This window comes from Leucobacter coleopterorum, assembly GCF_011382985.1.
GTDB lineage: Bacteria > Actinomycetota > Actinomycetes > Actinomycetales > Microbacteriaceae > Leucobacter > Leucobacter coleopterorum.
On the sequence record NZ_CP049933.1, the window covers coordinates 1,585,341 to 1,604,910 of the forward strand.

Sequence of the window (19,570 nt, forward strand, 5' to 3'; positions counted from 1 at the left end):
CCCCTTGACGCGATACCCTTGTATGCATGGCAGCGGAGAAAGCGAAGCGCACAGGTCGCATCAAGCAGATGGTGGAGATCTATCGAACCACGCGGGTTCGAGATAAGGGACTCACACCAGCACTTTTGGTGGCCTTCATTGTGCCGGTTCTGGTTTCGGTGGCCCTTGCTTGGGTTTTACCGGGCAGCTGGCTTAACTGGATTGTGTGGCCGCTCAGTGGCCTGCTCGTTGGCATCCTGCTCGTTATGATCGTTCTCGGTCGTCGAGCTGAGAAGTCTGCATATCAGCAGATCGAGGGACGCCCCGGTGCGGTGGGCGCGGTTATCCAGAGTGCGCTGAGGCGCTCATGGCGCGGTTCTGAGGTTCCCGTATCTATCAACCGCAACCAAGACGCTATCTACCGGGTAGTGGGCCGCGGTGGGGTTGTGCTGATCTCAGAGGGTTCACGCTCTCGCACCGAGCGCATGGCCTCTGACGAAGAGCGCAAGATCAAGCGCGCGATGAAAAACGTTGAGGTTGTTCACCTCTATGTTGGGCAAGACCTCGACGCTGACGGCAAGCTTGGCATTCCGCTCCACAAGCTCTCACGCACCCTCGTTAAGCTGAAGCCAAAGCTCAGCCGCGCTGAGGTGGGTGCGGTCTACAACCGTCTCTCTTCACTGCAGTCAACTCCGGTCGGCATCCCGAAGGGGATGGACCCGAACCGCGTGCGCCCCCAGCGTCCACGCTAACCAGATCCAATGGCAACCGCAGCGCCAAAGAAGTTTGGCGATCTCGAACCGAGCAAGTGGCCGGGCGAACGACTTGGTCTTCCAGAAGAAGGATTTCGCTCGGTAGCCCGAGCCGGTCGACGGATTTTCGCGATCCTTATCGATTGGGGCATTGCCCTACTCATCGGCAATCTGATCGCAAGTGGATCCGCCACATCTTGGGCCACCCTGATTGTGTTCGCACTCATGCAGATGATCTTTATCCCGACGATCGGCGGCTCAATCGGTCACCGCATCCTCGGCTTGCGCGTCGCGCCGCTCACGGGCGGTTGGGTCGGGTTCTGGCGACCAATCGTGCGCACGCTTCTATTGGTGATAGTAATCCCTGTGCTCGTGTGGGATTCCGATCAGCGAGGGTTTCACGACAAGATTGCGGGTACGGTGCTCATCCGGGCGTAGCAACCGCTCCGCTGGCCCGAAACATTCGCGAAACATTCGACTCACGTTTTTGAAATCAGACCCAAATACAGTTGTTACGAGTGAACGGTTCAGTACACCAGCAGTGAGGAGCACTATGTTCAAGACCCCGCAGGAAGTCATTGACTTCATCGCAGAAACCGACGTGAAGTTTGTTGACATTCGGTTCACCGATCTTCCGGGGGTGCAGCAGCACTTCAACATTCCCGCGGCCACGGTAGATCTCGATTTCTTCGAGGTTGGCCAGATGTTTGATGGCTCTTCGATCCGCGGTTTCGCTGGCATCGCCGAGTCAGATATGCAGCTTATCCCGGACGTTACAACGGCGTACCTGGATCAGTTCCGCGCGGAGCGCACCCTCGTGCTGGTTTTTGACATTTACAACCCACGTACCGGCGAGATCTACGCAAAGGATCCCCGCCAGGTTGCTAAGAAGGCCGAGCAGTACCTCGCCTCAACGGGGATCGCCGACACCGCGTTCTTCGCGCCCGAGGCCGAGTTCTACATTCTTGACTCGGTGCGTTACGAAACGACCCCGCAGCGAACTTTCTACGAGATCGATTCAGAAGAGGCTCACTGGAACTCCGCACGCAAGATCGAGGGCGGCAACCTCGGCAACACCACCCACGAAAAGGGTGGCTACTTTCCCGTCTCCCCCGTCGACAAGCAGGCGGATCTGCGCGACGACATTTCCCTGCGCCTCATTGAGGCGGGACTGCACCTTGAGCGCTCGCATCACGAGGTCGGTGCGCCTGGTCAGGCTGAGATCAACTACCGCTTTGATACGCTCGTGCATGCTGCCGATGACGTGCTCAAATTCAAGTACATCGTAAAGAACACGGCTGAGTTGTGGGGCAAAACAGCGACGTTTATGCCGAAGCCTGTTTTTGGCGACAACGGATCGGGCATGCACACCCACATGTCGCTCTGGAAGGGGGGCGATCCTCTGTTCTACGATGAGAACGGCTATGCGGGTCTCTCTGACATCGCGCGCTGGTACATCGGTGGAATTCTGCACCACGCACCTGCTCTGCTTGCGTTCACGAACCCCACGATCAACAGCTACCGCCGTCTGGTCAAGGGATACGAGGCTCCAGTAAACCTCGCGTACTCCGCGGGCAACCGCTCGGCCGCCGTCCGTATCCCGCTCACCGGCTCAAACCCGAAGGCCAAGCGCATCGAGTTCCGGGCGCCGGACGCGTCGGGCAACCCGTACCTGGCGTTTGCGGCCCAGCTCATGGCTGGCCTCGACGGTATCCGCAACCGCATCGAGCCAATGGAGCCCATCGATAAAGATCTGTACGAGCTGCCCCCGAGGAAGCAAAGAACATTCCTCAGGTGCCCGGTTCGCTTGAGGAAGCTCTGGCAGCGCTTGAGGCCGATCACCAGTTCTTGATTGAGGGCGGTGTGTTCACCGAGGAGCTTATTGAAACCTGGATTAGCCTGAAGCGCGACACCGAGATCGCTCCGATGGCCCTGCGGCCACACCCGTACGAGTTTGAGATGTACTACGGGGTCTAACACTTCATGTAATACAACAGTGCCCGCTCCTTCTGGCTTAGGAGCGGGCATTGTTGTACCGCACTTGTTTTCTGTGTCAGAGACTAGGAGTCGAGCTCGTCTTCAAGCTCGGCCCCGTCTTCGGTGAGCAAGGCCTCCAGAAATGTCTGTAAGTAGTTCACACCAAAAACCATAACGCTTTGATAACGGGCTGGCTAGTGTTTTGCACAAACATTACGTAAATCGTTGATGAATTAAGAATTTTGCGCCCTACACGCGCGGAAATCGTTCCGTATCCGAATAACCGAAGAATTCACGCTCGAACACGGTGCGCGCGCGGCGGGAGACAGCGAACCAGCGCTCTTCGAGCTCGGAGGTTTGCGCAAACGGAATGTCTAGCAGCGCGGCGATCGCTTCAAGACTGGTCCAGTCTGTTGGTAACAGGTCAGACGCGCGCCCCGTCCAGAGTTTGAGTGCGGACCGCACACTGCTTGCAAAATGCCAGGAGTCACCGAGCTGTTCGGCCTCTTCTGCCGTCAAGAGTTCGAGTGCGCTAGCTGCATCGAGCGCGGCCGTGGTCGAGTAGGTTCGAAGTGAGGGGTGTTCGTAGCCATTTTGTAGCTGTAACAACTGGACGAGCCACTCGACGTCGCTGATGCCGCCGGGACCGAGCTTCAGGTGGCGCCGCCGATCCGCCCCCTGAGACAACCGTTCGGCCTCAACCCGAGCCTTGATTCTGCGGACCTCGCGAATCTCATCATCTCCAAAGTTACGCGGGTAGCGAATCTCATCTGCGAGGGCAATAAAGTCGCTCCCCAGCCCGACATCACCTGCCACGGGTCTGGCACGAAGTAGCGCCTGCGCCTCCCAAGTCACAGACCAGCGTTCATAATACGAACGATAGGCGTCGAGGCTGCGAATAATCGCGCCGTTCTTGCCTTCGGGTCTCAGATCAAAATCGAGGTCGACGGGGAATCTGGGGTCGGAGACGAGACGACGCAACTCCGAAATGAGTTTCGTCGCTGAGCGAGAGGCACGTTCAGTCGGCGCGTCGGCCGCTGCTCGGAACACCGCGACGATGTCGATATCGGAGGCGAATCCAAGCTCTCGGCCACCATATCGACCCATACCGATAAGGGCGACCTGTACCGGCTCCGATGTGGCATCCTTCGCCTGCTCCGCGGTCAGTGCGATGAGTAACCCATCAAGGAGCGCGGTGTGCGCCGCGTCGAGCCCCAGAGACACAGCCGCATCGTCAACCACACCCGTGATTCTGCCGAGTGCAAGCCGCAGCACCTCGCGGCGATGCACTGCTCGTAGGGCGACCGCGGCCTCATCAACCGATCCCCTGCGAGAGGCAAGCGCTCGCATTTCTTCGAGCAAGGCTTCCAAACCGACGGGCTGCAAGCGTGAGTCTCGTTCAAGCCACTCGACGGCCTCGGGGATTGACTCAAGTAGGTCGGCCGCAAACTTTGAACTCGATAGCACCCGTGCCAGCCGCTCGGCCGCATCGGTTCCGTCTCGTAGGAGCCGCAAATACCAGGGCGCTCGCTCGTTTGCCTCGCTCACTCGCCTAAAGGACACAAGCCCGAAGTCTGGATCGATTCCTTCCGCGAGCCACTGCAGCATGACGGGCATGAGGTTGCGGTGAATCATCGCACGTCTGGAAGTGCCGCGGGTCAGTGCGCTCAGGTGGCGCATGGCGCCGTCAGGATCGCGGAACCCGATGCTACTGAGGCGTACACGCGCAGCCTCACTGCCGAGCACCAATTCTTCCTCTGGGAGTGCCGCGACAGCACTCAGAAGCGGTGCGTAGAAGATCTTGAGGTGTAGATCCCGAACTTCGCGCTTAATGCCCTCCCAGAGCTTGAACAGCGTTGATGCATTGTCGGCCAACCCACTCGCGCGGGCGAGTACACGCAGCCCCTCCTCATCGCGGGGCATGATGGCTGTGCGACGGAGTTCGCGAAGTTGTAGACGGTGCTCGAGCACTCGAAGGCGGCGGTAGTCCGAGGCTAGGCGATCCCCATCGCTGCGTGCCACGTAACCACCCTCAACGAGTGCCCGCAGTGCTGGTAGTGTGCCGCGCACATGCAATTGATCGTCGTACTGGCCGTGCACCAGCTGTAGCAACTGCGCGCTGAACTCAATGTCGCGCAGGCCACCGGGACCGAGTTTGAGCTGCACTTCAAGCTCGTCTTCAGAGATGTGCTCAGTCACTCGTTCGCGCATGCGCTGCACCGAACCGACAAAATCCTCACGCGAAGAAGACGCCCACACGAGTGGTCGTGTGGATCGCACAAACTCTTCACCGAGTTCGCGATCGCCCGCAAGCGGTCGAGCCTTCAACAGGGCCTGAAATTCCCAGCCCTTTGCCCAGCGCTCGTAATAGCTGAGCATCGAGCTCAGCGTGCGCACGAGGGCTCCGTGACGGCCCTCAGGGCGAAGGTTGGCGTCTAGCTGCCAGAGAGGCGGTTCAAGACCGGGGTCGTGGATCCCGCGCATCGTTTCACTGGCGAGACGGGTCGCAATGCGAATGAGCGCATCACCCTCTACCACCTCCTCATCGCTGCTCTCGGCGATGAACATAGCATCCACATCAGAGACAACGTTGAGTTCTTCAGCGCCACACTTGCCCATGGCAACAACCGCGAGGCGAACCGCATCTAGTCGTTCCGGGGCGACCGCTGGCCCGGAAGTACCGGAGATCAGAGAGGCACGCGCTACAGCAAGTGAGGCCTCAACTGCCGCCTCGGCGAGCACCGAGAGCGACAGCGCAACGCTTTCGAATGCCTGCTCGGCTCGACCCTGCCGGGCTTCGCTGAGATCGTACAGCATCAGTTCCGCGAGTAGCTCTCGGTAGCGAACACGAAGCGCCTGCCAACCGGCTTCTCCTGAGGTGTCGTTGACCGCGCACAATAGTTCAGCTACTGCCTCGTCACGAGGGATCAAACGGCCGTCTGAGGAAAGGAGTGTGTCAAGTCGTTTCGGATGCCGCACAAAAAAATCACCGAGCGCAGGCGAAGCTCCCAGCAATAGACAAAGCCTGTCGAACTCTGTTCCGTCTAGATGCGAGATCAACGTGGGATGCTGCTCAGCAAGCAGCCGCACGCGCATGAGCGCCGCATCCGGATCGGCTGCGTGGGCAAACGCCGCAAGCAGTGGTTCGACAGACACCCCCAAGCAGAGAGCGACCTCAGCCAATTGCTCCTTTGACGAGGTGAGCTCCTGAAACCCGGCGCGCGCAATATCTGCGAGCCGCAGTTCTCCCTGCTTGCGTGCCACTCCTGCCTCTCGTTAGACGGTATCGAGCATCGAGGAGAGCTCGTAGGGAGTCACTTGCGCGCGGTACTCGGCAACCTCGCGGCGCTTGTCACGCAGGAAGTATGCGAACACCTGCTCCCCCAGTGTTTCTGCCACGAGTTCGGAGCGTTCCATAACAGCAAGAGCGTGGTCAAGGCTTGAAGGCAGGGCGTCGAAGCCCATGGCGCGACGTTCGCCGTCGCTCAATGCCCAGAGATTGTTCTCGGCCTCGGGCGGAAGCTCGTACTCTTCTTCAATGCCCTTGAGGCCAGCGGCAAGCAGCATCGAGAAGCCGAGGTAAGGGTTCACAGCGCTGTCCATGCCGCGGTACTCAACGCGCGCAGCACCACCCTTGCCTGGTTTGTACATCGGCACACGCACGAGCGCCGAGCGGTTGTTGTGGCCCCAACTTACGAATGATGGAGCCTCGTCGCCGCCCCACAGCCGCTTGTAAGAGTTGATGTATTGGTTGGTGATGGCAGTAATTTCGGGGGCGTGCCGCAGCAAGCCCGCGACAAAACGGCGACCGGTCTGCGACAACTGGTGCTTGGCACCCGGATCGTAGAACGCGTTTGTGTCACCCTCGAACAACGAGAGGTGAGTGTGCATGCCTGATCCTGGTTGCCCCACCAGCGGCTTCGGCATGAATGTCGCATGCACTCCCTGAGCGATCGCAACTTCTTTGACAACCGAGCGGAAGGTCATGAGGTTGTCAGCTGTGGTGAGCGCGTCTGCGTAGCGCAGATCGATCTCATTCTGCCCGGGGCCCGCCTCGTGGTGGCTGAACTCGACCGAGATGCCGAGGTCTTCGAGCATGTTGACGCTCTCGCGACGGAAGTCGTGGGCGGTGCCACCGGGAACATTGTCGAAGTAACCGGCCCGATCGACGGGCACCGGACCTCCAGCGCCAAACGTCTTTGACTCGAGCAGGTAGAACTCAACCTCGGGGTGCGTGTAAAACGTGAAGCCCTGCTCGGCGGCGCGCGCGAGTGTGCGCTTCAGGACGTGACGCGGATCGGCTACCGCTGGCTCACCGTTGGGGGTGCTCAGATCGCAGAACATGCGCGCTGTGGGCTCGCTCAGACTGCGCCAGGGAAGAAGCTGAAAGGTTGAAGGATCTGGTACCGCGAGCAAGTCTGACTCGTACGCACGCGTCAGGCCTTCAATTGCAGAGCCGTCGAACCCGATCCCCTCGCTGAAGGCATTTTCGACCTCAGCGGGTGCCAAAGCCACGGACTTCAGAGTTCCAGAGACGTCTGTAAACCACAGTCGCACGAACTTTACACCGCGTTCCTCGATGGTCCGAAGAACAAAATCACGCTGTTTGCTCACACCCGCTCCGTTCGGTCGTTACGCCAAGCTCAGACTATCGCGCTCTAGGTAACAATCGTGTTTCGTGATCCTGATGGTTGACGCGGCTAACCCTCGTCGGCGTCTTCCTCGGCCCACTTGCGGGCACGCTCCGCAACGATCTCGTTTGCCCGGGCAGCTTCCTCGCGGGTGCTGAACGGGCCAAGTCGATCTACAGAGAGGGACTGTGGCCCATCCTCTACCTCGCCAGTTCGCGTGTTAAACCAATAAGTCTCCTGCGGATCTTCGACGCCCCAGTCGCGCTTGCCCATGATCGCACGTCCCTTCTGTCTTGGCGAGCATCAATACCCGCCCCACTCCTAGACTAGAGCTATGCCATTTGATGTACAGGGGTTTCTTGTTCCGGGTTCGCTGCCATCGGTGAGGACGGTGCCGAGCAACATTGCCCGCCCGCCCTATGTAGGGTTGAGCGAACCGCCGCGGTACACAGGAGATAACACCTATACAGAGCAAGAGATCGACAAGATTCGTGCGGCGGGCAGGATCGCCTCGCGCTCTTTGGACGCAGTTGAGGCGGCAGTGAAACCCGGTGTCACCACCGCCGAGCTTGATCGCATCGCGCACGAGTATGTGGTCTCGCAGGGTGCATATCCCTCGACGCTCGGGTATCGCGGGTACCGCGCCTCAAGCTGCACCTCGGTCAACGAGGTTGTTTGCCATGGTGTGCCCGATGACACGGTGCTGCGCGAGGGGGACATCGTAAACGTCGACGTGACTGCGTACCTTGACGGCTTTCATGGCGACACTAATCGCACCTTTTGTGTTGGTGAGGTGAGTGAAGAGGTCGGCCTGCTTGTTGAACGCACTCACGAGTCGATGATGCGTGGGATCAAGGCTGCAAAACCGGGGCGCGAGGTCAACGTGATCGGTCGAGTGATTGAAACCTATGCGAAGCGCTTCGGCTACGGCGTAATACGTGACTTCACCGGACACGGAGTCGGATCCTCGTTCCACACCGGCCTCATTATCCCCCACTACGACTCTGCACCGATGTACAGCGACGTGATCAAACCAGGGATGGTGTTTACTGTCGAACCAATGCTGACGCTTGGCACACACCTCTGGGATCAGTGGGCAGACGAGTGGACGATCACGACCCGCGACAAGTCTGTGACAGCACAGTTTGAGCACACTGTCGTGGTTCGCGAGGACAGCTTCGAGATTCTGACGCTCTCGGAGTAGATACGTGTAAGGAATGGGCCGGATCATACGCCGGGTTCTGTCGCGCTGGCCCGAAAGCCAGCGGTGACGGTCATCTCTCTCGTGGCACTGTTACCAGTACCCTCTAGCGGCCTACCCGAAGACTCGGCGGGGAGCGTCATCATCTTCTGTCTGGCCTTGCTCCGAACGAGGTTTACCTGGCCGCCCGTGTTGCCACGAACGCCGGTGGTCTCTTACACCACCCTTTCAGCCTTACCAGACTCGGAAAGCCGTGCCTGGCGGTCTACTCTCTGTTGCACTTTCTCGCGGGTTACCCCGGGTGGGTGTTACCCACCGTTCTCCCCTGCGGAGCCCGGACGTTCCTCGGCACATCCACCGCTTGCGCGATGCCGTGACGCGACCGCCTCACCGACCCATTCCGTGACTAAGTCTAGTGCTAGTCCTCGAAGTCGCGCACCAGGATTGCTCCGCTGCCCGGGCAATACACGATCTCATCGGGGGCTGTTGCACGAATGTCGCTGAGTTCAGCGGGGGCGAGCGCCATGTTGCTACCCTCAGAAACGTTGCCTCGCAGTCGGGCCGCCCCGATGCCTGCGCGGGCACGAATCGACTCGTAGAGGTCGAGTAGATCTCGCTGGAGCTCGGCGGCGACACCGCCGCGCTCTTTGGAATTGACAGCCAGTTCAGAGTCAATGGCCTGCTCAGCGGATTCAAGACTGGCCTGCAGCTCTGCGCGTCGCCCATCGACTCCCGCGAGCACCGCCTCTGCCTCAGCGAACGATGCCTGCGCAGCCTCGACCGCCTCCATGAGCTCAAGCTCACGGTCTTCCAGTTCGCTCTGCCGACGCGCGAGTGTGTCGAGTTCACTCTGCAGGGCCTGCGCTTCTTTGCTCGATGTGCTGACCGCGAGCATTTCATTGTCACGGTCACGACGCTGCTGCACGGTAGCGACATCGGACTCGATGCGGTCAAGTTCAACTCGTAGCGTGTCGAGCCCACGCTGTGCCCTCATGAACCCGTCACGAGCAGCAGCGGTCTCGTCACCGAGACCCTCAATCGCTGCACGCTCGGGCAGTGTGCTGCGCTTGCGGCGCAAGCGTGCCAGCGTGTTGTCGAGGTCTTGGAGATCAAGCAGCAGTCTCTGCTGGCGTGTGCTGGCCTTCATAGCAGTAAGCCTATCGGCAACTGACGGCGCATTAGATGGCAAAACTCCAGGGGTCGGTGCACAGCGTAGAAACCCGAAACTCAACACCGGGCAGTTGAGCAGCAAGCCGATCTGCTGCGCCCTCAAGCCATAGCGATTCGCTGGCCCAGTGGGCGACGTCGACCAGGGCTGGCCCGCCAATTGCAGCAGATAGCTCGAGCGACTCTTGTGCGGGGTGGTGTCTTAGGTCACTCGTAAGGTACACATCAGCGCTTCGCACGAGTGGGTGGTCGAGCAGGCTGTCGCCGGCACCACCGAGCAACGCAATGCGCTGCACGACTCGCTCAGGATCGCCCGCAACCCGCACACCACTCACTGTGGCGGGCAGGATCGCCGCAACTCGCTCGGCAAACTCGCGCAGAGAGACTGGGGCGGAGAGCAGTCCAACACGTCCGATGCCCGCTGCTGGATCGTTCCCGGGAACAAGGGGCACAACCTCAACCAGGCCCAGCCGCTGCGCAATCACATCGGAGACTCCCCAGCGGGGGCATCGGCGTTGGTGTGTGCAGACAGCAAGGCACACTCACCGCGAATCAGGCGAGTCAAGAGCGCGCCCTTCGAGGTGTCTTCGGCGACAGAGTGCACACCGCGCAACAGGAGTGGGTGATGCGTAAACAGCAGGTCCGCCTCCCAGTCCAGGGCCTCATCGACCGTGGCTGCAACGGCGTCCACCGCGAGAAGCACTCGACGTAGTGGAGAGGCATCGCCGCCCGAGACGAGGCCCACTCGATCCCAGCTCTCGGCCGTTGCAGCGGGCCAGAACTCCTCGGCGATACGGCGGAAATCGGCGATCGTATGGTTTGCTGACACGTCTACCTCCTGAGTAGTTTGCGAGCGATCCAGTTACCGATCACCTGCACCAGCTGAACGATGATAATAATGATGAGAACGGCAGACCAGGTGACCCAGGGGTTGAACTGACGGTAGCCGTACTGCATCGCGAAGTTACCGAGCCCGCCACCGCCGATAATGCCGGCCATCGCGGTCATATCAACCACGGCAATAAACGCGAAGGTGTAGCCGAGCACAACGGGCCCGAGTCCCTCGGGAATCAGGACGGTAAGGATTGTGCGAAGCGGACCGGCTCCCATTGCGCGAGCGGCTTCGATGACCCCGGGCGACACTGTCAGCAGGTTCTGCTCCACCAGGCGAGCGATTCCGAAGCTCGCGGCAAACGTGAGTGCAAAGAGCATCATAGGATCGCCGATTCCCGTTCCAATCACCGCCCGTGCAAGAGGCTGCAGCGCGAAGATCAGCAGCACGAATGGAATCGGTCGGAAGAAGTTAACGAGGAAATTGAGAATCCAATAGGTTGGGTTGTTCTCGAGAATCCCGCCCTTGCGGGTCACCGTCAAGAAGATGCCGAGGATCAATCCGAGGAGGCCACCAACTCCCATTGCAAAGAGCACATAAGTCAGCGTTTGAATTGTGGCCTCTAGAAACTTGCCACTGTTAAAGAGATCGATGAGCTGATCCATTATGCGAGCACCTCCAGATCAGCCTGCTGCGCGAGGGCAGCAACCGCGTGTTCCACCTTCAACTCGTCACCGATGAGTTCAAGCGTGAGCTTGCCGAAGCTGCGTCCGCCAACATCAGTGACGCCACCGTGCACGATGCTGACACCAACCCACGATCGGCGAGGGTCTGAAACACGACAGGTTGATCCACATCGCCGTCCCTGAACGTCAGAGTGATGAGTTTTCCACGGTGTCGTTGGCGCAGTTCATCGAGGTGATCGGCCTCTGGCTGGGTCGGTAAAGCCGTGGCAACAAAACGACGTGTGGTTTCCGTCTTCGGGCTTGAGAACACCTCAAAGACGTCACCCTGCTCAACGGCACGGCCGCCATCCATCACTGTCACGCGGTTGGCAATCTCGCGAACGACCTCCATCTCGTGAGTGATCAGGATGATGGTGATGCCGAACTCTTCGTTGACGCGACGCAGCAGTGCGAGCACCTCCTGCGAGGTTTGCGGATCGAGGGCGCTGGTTGCCTCGTCTGCGAGCAATACGCCAGGGTTCGTTGCTAGGGCTCGCGCGATCCCTACCCGCTGCTTTTGGCCGCCCGAAAGCTGATCGGTGTAGGCGTTGGCCTTGTCGGTGAGGCCCACAAACTCGAGCAGCTCGGCAACACGGCGTTTGCGCTCCGTCGGTGGCACCTTCGCGACGATGAGCGGGTACTCGACGTTGCGAGCGACTCGCTTCGAGTGAAACAGGTTGAACTGCTGGAAGATCATGCCGATCCCGCCCCGCACCACTCGCACCTGGGCCTCGGGCAAACTCGTGATCTCATCGTCGCCGACGAGGATCTTGCCTGAGGTTGCACGCTCGAGCCCGTTGACGAGGCGAAGGAGCGTGCTCTTGCCAGCACCCGAGTAGCCGATGACTGCGTGGATCTCCCCTGACGCGACATCAATCGAGACATCGTCAACGGCAACGACCGGCTCCGCATCTTTGCCTCGGCCCGGGTAGCGTTTACCCACCCCGATCAATTGAACGCGTGTCACTCGCGTCTCCCTCCCTCAGCTCTCAGCTAAGTTATTACCACCAGGCACCGACAAAGGATCGGGGCTTCGAAAACCGAACGCCCCGATCCTATGTGCTTCGTGGTGAAATTACTTGTTGTCGCGAACCTGCTTCTCGGAATCCTTGAGGATTTCCTTGAGCTCGCTCGTCGGAGTCGCGACCAGGATCGCACTGTCACCCGAGTTCTCCAGCACGCCAGCCTGCACGTCTTTATTGGTCTGGTAGATCTCGACAAGTTTCTTGTAGGTCGGGTTGTCGGCATCCTTGGCCTTGGCCGCAAAGATGTTGATGAAGTATTTGGCGCCCTCGTCTTCAGGATCGTCCTGGTACAGCGCGTCAGAGAACTTCAGACCAGCGTCGGTGACGAAGTCGTTGTTCACGACCGCTGCATCAACGTCGGCGAGTGAGGTAGCGGTAAAGGAAGCGTCCATCTCGGTGACGGTGACCTTCGACGCACCTGCATCGATGTCATCCGGGATCGAGAACAGCGTGCCGCCATCCTTGAGCTTGATGAGGCCTGCCGACTGCAGGACGTTCAGCGCACGAGCGCGGTTGGTGGGATCCGATGGAACGGCAACCGATCCACCCTTTGGAATCTCATCCAACTTCTTGTGCTTTGTTGAGAAGACACCGAGCGGGTAGATGGCGGTGGATCCGATTGCAACCAGGTCATCGCTGTTCGCAACGTTGTAGTCAGCGAGATAGACGATGTGCTGGAACTGATTGAGGTCGAGCTCACCGGCGCTCAGTGCGGGGTTTGGCTGATTGTAGTCGGTGAAGTCAACGAGATCAACCGTGATTCCCTCGTCAGCAGCGGCCTTGGTGAAGGTCTCCCAGTAGGGATCGCTCGCGCCAACAACGCCGATCTTGACCGTTTCGGTTTTGGTATCGGACTTGCCGTCATCGGCAGCGGGGGCCGAGCAGCCCGTCAAAATGAGCGCGAGGGCGGCAACGGAGGCGGCGACAACGCCGCGCTTCTTGAAAGTCATCGTGTTCCTAAAGTTGAATTTGACGTTTGCGGTTCTCTTTAAGACTGGCGTACCCGCATGAGCCAGAGAAATTTCTCTGTCACACAGTGTCATCCAGGTGTGACGTGTCGTCCAAGTACGCAGTGTCATCCGACTACGCAGGCGAAGCATGGGATACTGGTAGTGTCGCCGAATCGGCGCCGGCGGGCAGGCCGATAGCTCACTCCTTGAAAGGAACCCTCCGTTCACATGAACCAGCGAGCCGTGTCTCATCTTGAAGCGTGGAAATCAAAGCAAGAACTCGCCGAGCGGATGATCCCGCTCATTGGCCAGCTCTACCGCGATCACGATGTGGTGATGTCTGTGCACGGGCGCAGCCTCGTCGGTCGCTCAGCGATCGACATCATCCGCGCGCACAGCTACGCGCGCAAGATCGACGAGGTCGAGCTGCCGCTCGCCGAAACTTCCGCAATCGTTGAGGCGCTGGCCACGATTCAGCCAGGCCCGGTTTCCGTCGACCTTGCGCTGCTCGCCAACGAGTTCAGGGCTTCGGGATCGCAAGACCTTGAGGGTTACCTGCGCGGTGTGCTTGCCCCTGCCATCGGTGCCCAGCCCGGTACCGGCACGGATGTTGTGCTCTACGGCTTCGGTCGCATCGGCCGTCTGCTCGCCCGCATCATCATCGATCACTCGGGCAGCGGCAACGGCCTCAACCTGCGCGCCATCGTTGTGCGCAAGGGGTCCGAGAACGACCTCATGAAGCGCGCGAACCTGCTGCGTCGCGACTCGGTGCACGGTCCCTTCAACGGCACCATCAAGGTACTTGAAGAGGAAAACGCGATCCTCGCCAATGGTGTTCGCATCCAGGTCATCTACTCGAACGACCCGGCGACTGTCGACTACACCGAGTACGGCATCGAGAATGCAATCCTCGTGGACAACACTGGTCGTTGGCGCGACGCCGAGGGCCTGAGCCAGCACCTCGAGCAGACCAAGGGCATCTCTCGCGTGCTGCTCACCGCCCCCGGTAAGGGCGACATGTTGAACGTGGTCTACGGCGTCAACAACGACAAGATCACCGAGGCGCACACGATCCTGAGTGCCGCCTCCTGCACGACCAATGCGATTACGCCCGTGCTCAAGGTAATCAACGACAAGTTTGGTGTGAAGCAGGGGCACGTTGAGACCGTGCACTCCTACACCAACGACCAGAACCTGATCGACAACTTCCACAAGGGCGACCGCCGCGGCCGCTCTGCCGCGCTCAACATGGTGCTCGCCGAAACCGGTGCCGCAAAGGCCGTCTCGAAGGCCCTGCCCGAGTTCGAGGGCAAGCTGACGGGCAACGCGATCCGCGTTCCCACGCCCGACGTGTCGATGGCCGTGCTCAACCTGCAGCTTGAGACCGAGACCGATCGCGACGAGATCAATGCGTTTCTCGAGAAGGTCTCACTGACGGGCGCGCTGCGCACGCAGATCGACTACGTCGAGTCCCCGAGATCGTGTCAACTGACTTCGTTGGCTCGAACCGCGCTGGCATTGTCGATGGTCTCGCGACGATTGTGACTGGGAACACCGCGATCCTCTACGTCTGGTACGACAACGAGTACGGCTACAGCTGCCAGGTCGTTCGCATCATCGAACAGCTTGCGGGTAGCCACCCGACACACCTCCCCGCGCTGGAGGCGTAGTCTTAGAAGTAGCCCCAAGTAACGGCTTCCGAGCATTACCCGAAGAAGAGAGAAAGGCCGGATATGTCCGAGAAATATCTCATTGGAGTTGACGGATCTGAGCAGAGCCAGACTGCGCTCGCTTGGGGCTCGCCAGAGCCACTGAGCGTGGTGCTGACGTTGAACTGCTCCACGTCGCAGACGATTCGTTTTTGTCTGAGAGTGTGGCCTTTCTCTCTGAGGCGCAGCAGGCGTCTGAGCAGATGCTTGCCGCCGAGATCGAGCACGCTCGCAACATCGGTTTTACGGGTAAAGTAACCGGTACCGCGGTGGTTGGCCACCCGATCTCGGAGGTCGAGGAGGCATCGCGTCGCGCCGATTTGCTAATCCTCGGCGCGCACAGCGGCAGCCGTCTCGCGGGGTCGTTCTTCGGAACGCGCGCCGTGAAGGCTGCGGCGACGGCGCACTGCCCGGTCGCCGTTATCCCTAAGACTGACGTGCGACCGAACGCCGGTGTTGTTGTCGGCATCGACGGCTCCGAGGCCTCGAAGGTTGCAATTGCTTACGCTGCAGAGGAAGCCTCGTTCCGCGGGGTTCCCCTTGTCGCGGTGTACGCCTGGATGCCGCCGCTGACGCCAGGGCTTGAGTACCTGTGGAGCGAGGAACTTGTCGACTCGCAGCGCTCGGCCGCCGAGGAAGCTATCGCTATCGGCGTTGCTGGACTCGCGGAGCGCTATCCCGACCTGGTGATCCAGCGCGAAATTGTGCAGGCACCGCCGGTTGCTGCGCTTGTGCAGGCCGCTGAGGGCGCCGAGTTGCTCGTCGTGGGCAGCCGCGGTCGCGGTGGGCTCACTCGCCTGCTACTCGGCTCCGTCAGCCACGGTGTGCTCCAGGCGCTACCCTGCCCCGTCATCGTGACGCGAGCCTAGGGAGTTCAGCGTGGCAGCGCGGATCGAGCGGGTCGTTACCTTTGGTGTGATTGGTGTCGGTCGACCCGGGCTGCCGCCGGAGGGTATCGAGCTCGACAATAACGTTTGGATTGTGGGCGACGACGAGCAGGTGCTCATTATTGACGCCGCCCACGATGCCGACGCTATTGTGCAGGCCGTCGGTGAGCGGGAGGTCTTGGGACTCCTGCTGACCCACGGTCACGAGGATCACATCAACGTGGCGGTAGCGACCGCCCAGGCGCTCGATACGCACATCTATCTACACCCAAGCGATCTGTTTTTGTGGCAGGAAACCTACAGCGAGACTCTCCCCGACTTCGAGTTGACCGACGGGGCCTCGTTTATGGTCGCCGGCACCGACATTACGACGGTGCACACGCCGGGCCACACCCCGGGGTCGGTGTGTTTTGTTGCCGCCGGGATCGACACGGTCTTCTCTGGCGACACACTGTTTCAAGGTGGTCCGGGCGCGACTCGCTGGGACTACTCGAGCTTTCCGCAGATCGTTGAGTCCATTCGCACTCGATTGTTCGCGCTGCCGCAGATGACCGCGGTGAACCCCGGCCACGGGGGCAGCACGTCAATCGCGGACGAACAGCCCGCGCTTGAGGAGTGGCTCGCGCGTGGCTGGTAGTTCGACCGAGTTGCGCACGGCCTTGCAAAACGGCCCCGTTGTTCTTGACGGTGGTCTGGGGACTCGGCTTGAGGCACGCGGCAATGACGTGTCGAGCGCGCTATGGTCGGCTGAGATCTTGCGGCAGCAGCCCGAAGAGGTGCGCGCTGCACACCAGGATTTCTTCGAGGCTGGAGCTCGCGTCGCCACCACCTGCTCTTACCAGGTCAGCTACAGCGGTTTCGCCCGTGTTGGCGTCGAGACGGACGCCGTGGATGAGTTGCTCGCCCGTAGCATCGCGGTTGCGCAGGATGCCCGAGCTGCCAGCGGGCTTGGCCCAACGGAAGCCTGGGTGATGGCCTCGGTGGGACCGTACGGGGCCTCCCTTGGCGACGGGAGTGAATACACGGGAGACTACGGTCTCAGTGCGGCCGAGCTGCGTGACTGGCATCGGCGTCGTTTGCAGGTACTTGCGGCTGCTAAGCCAGACGCGCTGCTGTGCGAGACGATCCCGAGCCTCGCTGAAGTCGTGGCCCTTCGTGAGGCTCTGAGCGACCTCGCAACACCCGCGATACTCAGCTTCACCGTGGCTGATGGGCGGCTTCGCTCGGGCGAGTCACTGGTTGATGCGGTGCGCATCGCAGAATCGACACCAAACATTCTCGCGATCGGTGTGAACTGTTCCGCGGTGGCAGACACGGATCGTGCGCTCCGCATCATGCGCGAGGCGAGCGAGCTGCCACTGATCGCGTATCCGAACAGCGGTGAAGTGTGGGACGCGAATGCACGAAGCTGGTTGGGATCGGCACAGTCCCTCGTCGCCTACGTTCCCGAGTGGCTCGCGCTCGGTGTGAAACTTATCGGCGGGTGCTGCCGGGTCGATACAGGCGAGCTTGCGGAGATTGCGGCCGCCGCAACGCGGCCGCGATCCTGAACGGACTATTCCTTCGCCGCGTTAATGGTTGCCTTGGTTACCGCGCCCGACTCAGAGTTGTACTTCTTGAGTAGCTTGTTGTAGCTGCCGTCGTCGATCAGCTCCTGCAGCGCCGCGCGCACGGGCTCAGCGAGTTCACTGTCGCGGGGCACAGGGAAGCCGTAGGGCGCCGTGTCAAACATTTCGCCGACGATCGCGATTTTGCCGTCGAGCGCACTGATCGCGTCAATCGTCACGGGTGAGTCCGCGGAGAACGCGTCGGCGGCTCCCATAAGCACAGCGTTGGTCACCTCAGGTTGGCCGGTGTACGGGAGAATCTCGATGGGCTTCTTTCCTTCGGCCTCGCACTTCTCGCTGCGCTCAGGCAATTCGGTCAACAGCTGGGTAGCACCGGTCATGACGGCAACCCTGAGACCACACGCATTATCGGGGTCTACTTTGCTGTCTTTTGGGGCAGCCCAGAGCGTTCCTGCGGAGTAGTAGTTCACGAAGTCGACAACCTTCTCACGCTCTTGGGTGTCGGTGAACGAGCCGACACCCAAGTCGATTGCGCCGCCCTCAATACGGGGCAAAATATTGTCGAACAGCAGAAGTTCGTACTCGACCTTCAGATCAAGCTTCTTTGCGATGGCCTCGACCAGCTCAACGGCCCAGCCGGTGGGTTTGCCGTCATCGGTTTTGAACTCGTTGGGTGGGTAATCGGTGATGGTGCCGACGTGCAGCACACCCGACTTCTGAATCCCGTCCCAGGTGCGGGCACTGCCAGCCTGTACGTCGGTGCTGTCGTTCGTGTCAGCCGCTGCCTCGGGGGTGTGGATCCGGCGCAACCCGCCAGGGTGAGGAGAGTGGCGGCAGCGAGAAAGGCAGAGAGGATTCGTTTCTTCACTTGCACATTATCTCGAACGAAACGGGTTCACCCGGCTCAGATGACCCCGTGTGACAAGCTCAGTTGAGATCGGGATTCTGCCACGGGAGCGAGTGGAAAACACGGTCGTGGTACACCATTGGGGCGCTGCTCGAACCAAAGTGCGCTCCCAGCACCTCCGCAACAACAATCACAGAAGACCCGACACCCAGCGTGTGTAGCGTGCGGCACCGGAGCGCCACCCTCGTGTTTCGCAGGAAGGGTTCACCGGTCTCGAGGTGTGTCCACCCCTGGTCTGCGGTAAAGCGATCCGATCCCGAGACCGCAAACAGCTGCGCAATGCTGGCGTGACGGTTATCGAGCAGGTGAACAAGATAAGAATCAGCACTCAGGATCCCACCCGCACTGCCCGTTGCTCGTGTGACAGAGAATGAGAGAGCGGGCGGGTCGATCCCGACCGATGCAACACTTGACGCGGTGAGGCCCACTGGGCCGTCAGACGTTTGGGCCGTGATCAATGAAATGCCCGCGGGGTGCTCGCGAAAGGCACGCTTGAGCGCGTCGGCTCCGTCAAAATCGACTGGCTCGGGTGAACTAACCTGCGTGAAACTCATTCGTAACTGACCCTCCAGTGGAAACTCGGTTTAAGGCTACCTGTGATTGCAACTACAGTGACGCTGGAATCATTCCCGTTCTTGTCGGGCGAGGGTACGCTGACCTTATGAGGCTGCGAGATATTCCCTTTCTGACCATCGATGGTGCAACTACCTCCCTTGCGGAGTACGCTGACGAGGTGGTGATGGTGGTGAACGTGGCCTCGAAGTGTGGGCTCACACCGCAGTACGAAACGCTCGAGGAACTGCAGGAGAGGTATAAGGACCGCGGTTTCACTGTACTGGGCTTCCCCTGCAATCAGTTTCTTGGGCAAGAGCCGGGCACCGCAGATGAGATCAAAGAGTTCTGCTCCATGACCTACGGCGTGTCGTTTCCGCTCATGGACAAGATCAAGGTGAACGGTCGCCAGCGACACCCACTGTATGACGAACTGCGCAAGACGCGCGATGCCGAAGGCAAGAAGGGACGGGTGAAGTGGAACTTTGAAAAGTTTGTCATTGCGCCCGATGACTCCATCAGCCGTTTTCGTCCGTCGGTGCTGCCCGATGATCCTGCGGTCATCTCTGTAATTGAGGCCGCCCTCCCCCGCTAGACGGCCGTTGCCAAGTACCGCCCCCTCAAAAGGGCGGTACTTGGCGTTGCTAACTACAGGTACTCGGTGTTACTATCTAGTGGTAGTTAGTAACACTGAGTAGAGGAAGGGTG

15 protein-coding genes, 1 other RNA gene and 4 pseudogenes are annotated in these 19,570 nt (G+C 60.2%); 9 read left to right on the forward strand and 11 right to left on the reverse strand.

Going from position 1 to position 19,570, the window contains the following annotated elements; genetic code table 11:
- The first annotated feature begins 26 nt into the window (after window positions 1–26).
- The 3 genes and pseudogenes from G7066_RS07395 (at window position 27) to glnA (G7066_RS07405) (ending at window position 2,708) form a co-directional block, all read left to right on the forward strand.
- Complete coding sequence (locus tag G7066_RS07395; RefSeq protein ID WP_166330121.1) at window positions 27–731, forward strand: DUF4191 domain-containing protein; 705 nt, start codon at window positions 27–29, stop codon at window positions 729–731.
- 9 nt (window positions 732–740) lie between these two features.
- Window positions 741–1,169: an RDD family protein gene (locus G7066_RS07400; protein ID WP_166330123.1), complete on the forward strand. Its 429-nt coding sequence runs from the start codon at window positions 741–743 to the stop codon at window positions 1,167–1,169.
- A 115-nt stretch (window positions 1,170–1,284) separates the two neighbouring features.
- A pseudogene (gene glnA / locus G7066_RS07405) lies at window positions 1,285–2,708 on the forward strand (type I glutamate--ammonia ligase).
- 249 nt (window positions 2,709–2,957) lie between these two features.
- Here glnA (G7066_RS07405) and G7066_RS07410 read toward each other — a convergent pair.
- The 3 genes from G7066_RS07410 to G7066_RS07420 form a co-directional block, all read right to left on the reverse strand.
- A complete protein-coding gene (locus G7066_RS07410; protein WP_166330125.1) occupies window positions 2,958–5,972 on the reverse strand; it encodes a bifunctional [glutamine synthetase] adenylyltransferase/[glutamine synthetase]-adenylyl-L-tyrosine phosphorylase in 3,015 nt (1,004 codons plus the stop codon).
- Window positions 5,973–5,984: 12 nt separating this feature from the next.
- A complete protein-coding gene (gene glnA, locus G7066_RS07415) occupies window positions 5,985–7,322 on the reverse strand; it encodes a type I glutamate--ammonia ligase (RefSeq protein WP_166330127.1) in 1,338 nt (445 codons plus the stop codon).
- Window positions 7,323–7,408: 86 nt separating this feature from the next.
- Entirely contained in the window at window positions 7,409–7,612 is a 204-nt protein-coding gene (locus G7066_RS07420; protein ID WP_166330129.1) for a methionine aminopeptidase, read from the reverse strand.
- Window positions 7,613–7,673: 61 nt separating this feature from the next.
- Between G7066_RS07420 and map the strand changes: the two genes are divergently transcribed.
- On the forward strand, window positions 7,674–8,543 hold the full coding sequence (gene map / locus G7066_RS07425) for a type I methionyl aminopeptidase (RefSeq protein WP_166330131.1): 870 nt from the start codon (window positions 7,674–7,676) through the stop codon (window positions 8,541–8,543).
- Window positions 8,544–8,553: 10 nt separating this feature from the next.
- Here map and rnpB read toward each other — a convergent pair.
- From rnpB to G7066_RS07455, 6 genes and pseudogenes are all read right to left on the reverse strand, one after another.
- An RNA gene (gene rnpB / locus G7066_RS07430) (RNase P RNA component class A) lies at window positions 8,554–8,938 on the reverse strand.
- Between the two features lie 20 nt (window positions 8,939–8,958).
- Window positions 8,959–9,687, reverse strand: a complete 729-nt coding sequence (locus G7066_RS07435) for a zinc ribbon domain-containing protein (protein WP_166330133.1) — start codon at window positions 9,685–9,687, stop codon at window positions 8,959–8,961.
- Between the two features lie 31 nt (window positions 9,688–9,718).
- Window positions 9,719–10,536, reverse strand: a pseudogene (locus G7066_RS07440) (Nif3-like dinuclear metal center hexameric protein).
- Window positions 10,537–10,538: 2 nt separating this feature from the next.
- On the reverse strand, window positions 10,539–11,204 hold the full coding sequence (locus G7066_RS07445) for a methionine ABC transporter permease (protein ID WP_166330135.1): 666 nt from the start codon (window positions 11,202–11,204) through the stop codon (window positions 10,539–10,541).
- Window positions 11,204–12,231, reverse strand: a pseudogene (locus G7066_RS07450) (methionine ABC transporter ATP-binding protein). The gene G7066_RS07445 and the pseudogene G7066_RS07450 overlap by 1 nt, the downstream one beginning before the upstream one ends.
- A gap of 108 nt (window positions 12,232–12,339) precedes the next feature.
- Window positions 12,340–13,239, reverse strand: a complete 900-nt coding sequence (locus tag G7066_RS07455; protein ID WP_166330137.1) for a MetQ/NlpA family ABC transporter substrate-binding protein — start codon at window positions 13,237–13,239, stop codon at window positions 12,340–12,342.
- 228 nt (window positions 13,240–13,467) lie between these two features.
- Here G7066_RS07455 and G7066_RS07460 point away from each other — a divergent pair.
- The 4 genes and pseudogenes from G7066_RS07460 to mmuM all read left to right on the forward strand — a co-directional run bounded on the left by G7066_RS07460 (window position 13,468) and on the right by mmuM (window position 17,385).
- Window positions 13,468–14,909: pseudogene (locus tag G7066_RS07460) on the forward strand (glyceraldehyde-3-phosphate dehydrogenase).
- Window positions 14,910–15,031: 122 nt separating this feature from the next.
- Complete coding sequence (locus G7066_RS07465) at window positions 15,032–15,817, forward strand: universal stress protein (protein WP_244303368.1); 786 nt, start codon at window positions 15,032–15,034, stop codon at window positions 15,815–15,817.
- Window positions 15,818–15,827: 10 nt separating this feature from the next.
- Window positions 15,828–16,472, forward strand: coding sequence for an MBL fold metallo-hydrolase (locus G7066_RS07470; RefSeq protein ID WP_166330139.1), 645 nt, complete (start codon window positions 15,828–15,830; stop codon window positions 16,470–16,472).
- Complete coding sequence (gene mmuM, locus G7066_RS07475) at window positions 16,462–17,385, forward strand: homocysteine S-methyltransferase (protein ID WP_205881554.1); 924 nt, start codon at window positions 16,462–16,464, stop codon at window positions 17,383–17,385. The genes G7066_RS07470 and mmuM overlap by 11 nt, the downstream gene beginning before the upstream one ends.
- A gap of 5 nt (window positions 17,386–17,390) precedes the next feature.
- Here mmuM and G7066_RS07480 read toward each other — a convergent pair whose 3' ends face one another.
- Together G7066_RS07480 and G7066_RS07485 are read right to left on the reverse strand one after the other, a co-directional pair.
- Entirely contained in the window at window positions 17,391–18,212 is an 822-nt protein-coding gene (locus tag G7066_RS07480) for an ABC transporter substrate-binding protein (RefSeq protein ID WP_166330141.1), read from the reverse strand.
- Between the two features lie 118 nt (window positions 18,213–18,330).
- Window positions 18,331–18,864, reverse strand: a complete 534-nt coding sequence (locus G7066_RS07485) for a flavin reductase family protein (RefSeq protein WP_166330143.1) — start codon at window positions 18,862–18,864, stop codon at window positions 18,331–18,333.
- Window positions 18,865–18,971: 107 nt separating this feature from the next.
- Between G7066_RS07485 and G7066_RS07490 the strand changes: the two genes are divergently transcribed.
- Window positions 18,972–19,457 (forward strand): glutathione peroxidase, encoded by a 486-nt coding sequence (locus G7066_RS07490; RefSeq protein ID WP_166330145.1) that lies wholly within the window; start codon window positions 18,972–18,974, stop codon window positions 19,455–19,457.
- Window positions 19,458–19,570 lie beyond the last annotated feature (113 nt).

Coding starts and splice junctions, on each gene's coding strand:
- G7066_RS07395 (WP_166330121.1), top strand. CDS start 27: ATGGCAGCGGAGAAAGCGAAGCGCACAGGTCGCATCAAGCAGATGGTG.
- G7066_RS07400 (WP_166330123.1), top strand. CDS start 741: ATGGCAACCGCAGCGCCAAAGAAGTTTGGCGATCTCGAACCGAGCAAG.
- G7066_RS07420 (WP_166330129.1), bottom strand. CDS start 7,612: ATGGGCAAGCGCGACTGGGGCGTCGAAGATCCGCAGGAGACTTATTGG.
- map (WP_166330131.1), top strand. CDS start 7,674: ATGCCATTTGATGTACAGGGGTTTCTTGTTCCGGGTTCGCTGCCATCG.
- G7066_RS07435 (WP_166330133.1), bottom strand. CDS start 9,687: ATGAAGGCCAGCACACGCCAGCAGAGACTGCTGCTTGATCTCCAAGAC.
- G7066_RS07445 (WP_166330135.1), bottom strand. CDS start 11,204: ATGGATCAGCTCATCGATCTCTTTAACAGTGGCAAGTTTCTAGAGGCC.
- G7066_RS07455 (WP_166330137.1), bottom strand. CDS start 13,239: ATGACTTTCAAGAAGCGCGGCGTTGTCGCCGCCTCCGTTGCCGCCCTC.
- G7066_RS07485 (WP_166330143.1), bottom strand. CDS start 18,864: ATGAGTTTCACGCAGGTTAGTTCACCCGAGCCAGTCGATTTTGACGGA.
- G7066_RS07490 (WP_166330145.1), top strand. CDS start 18,972: ATGAGGCTGCGAGATATTCCCTTTCTGACCATCGATGGTGCAACTACC.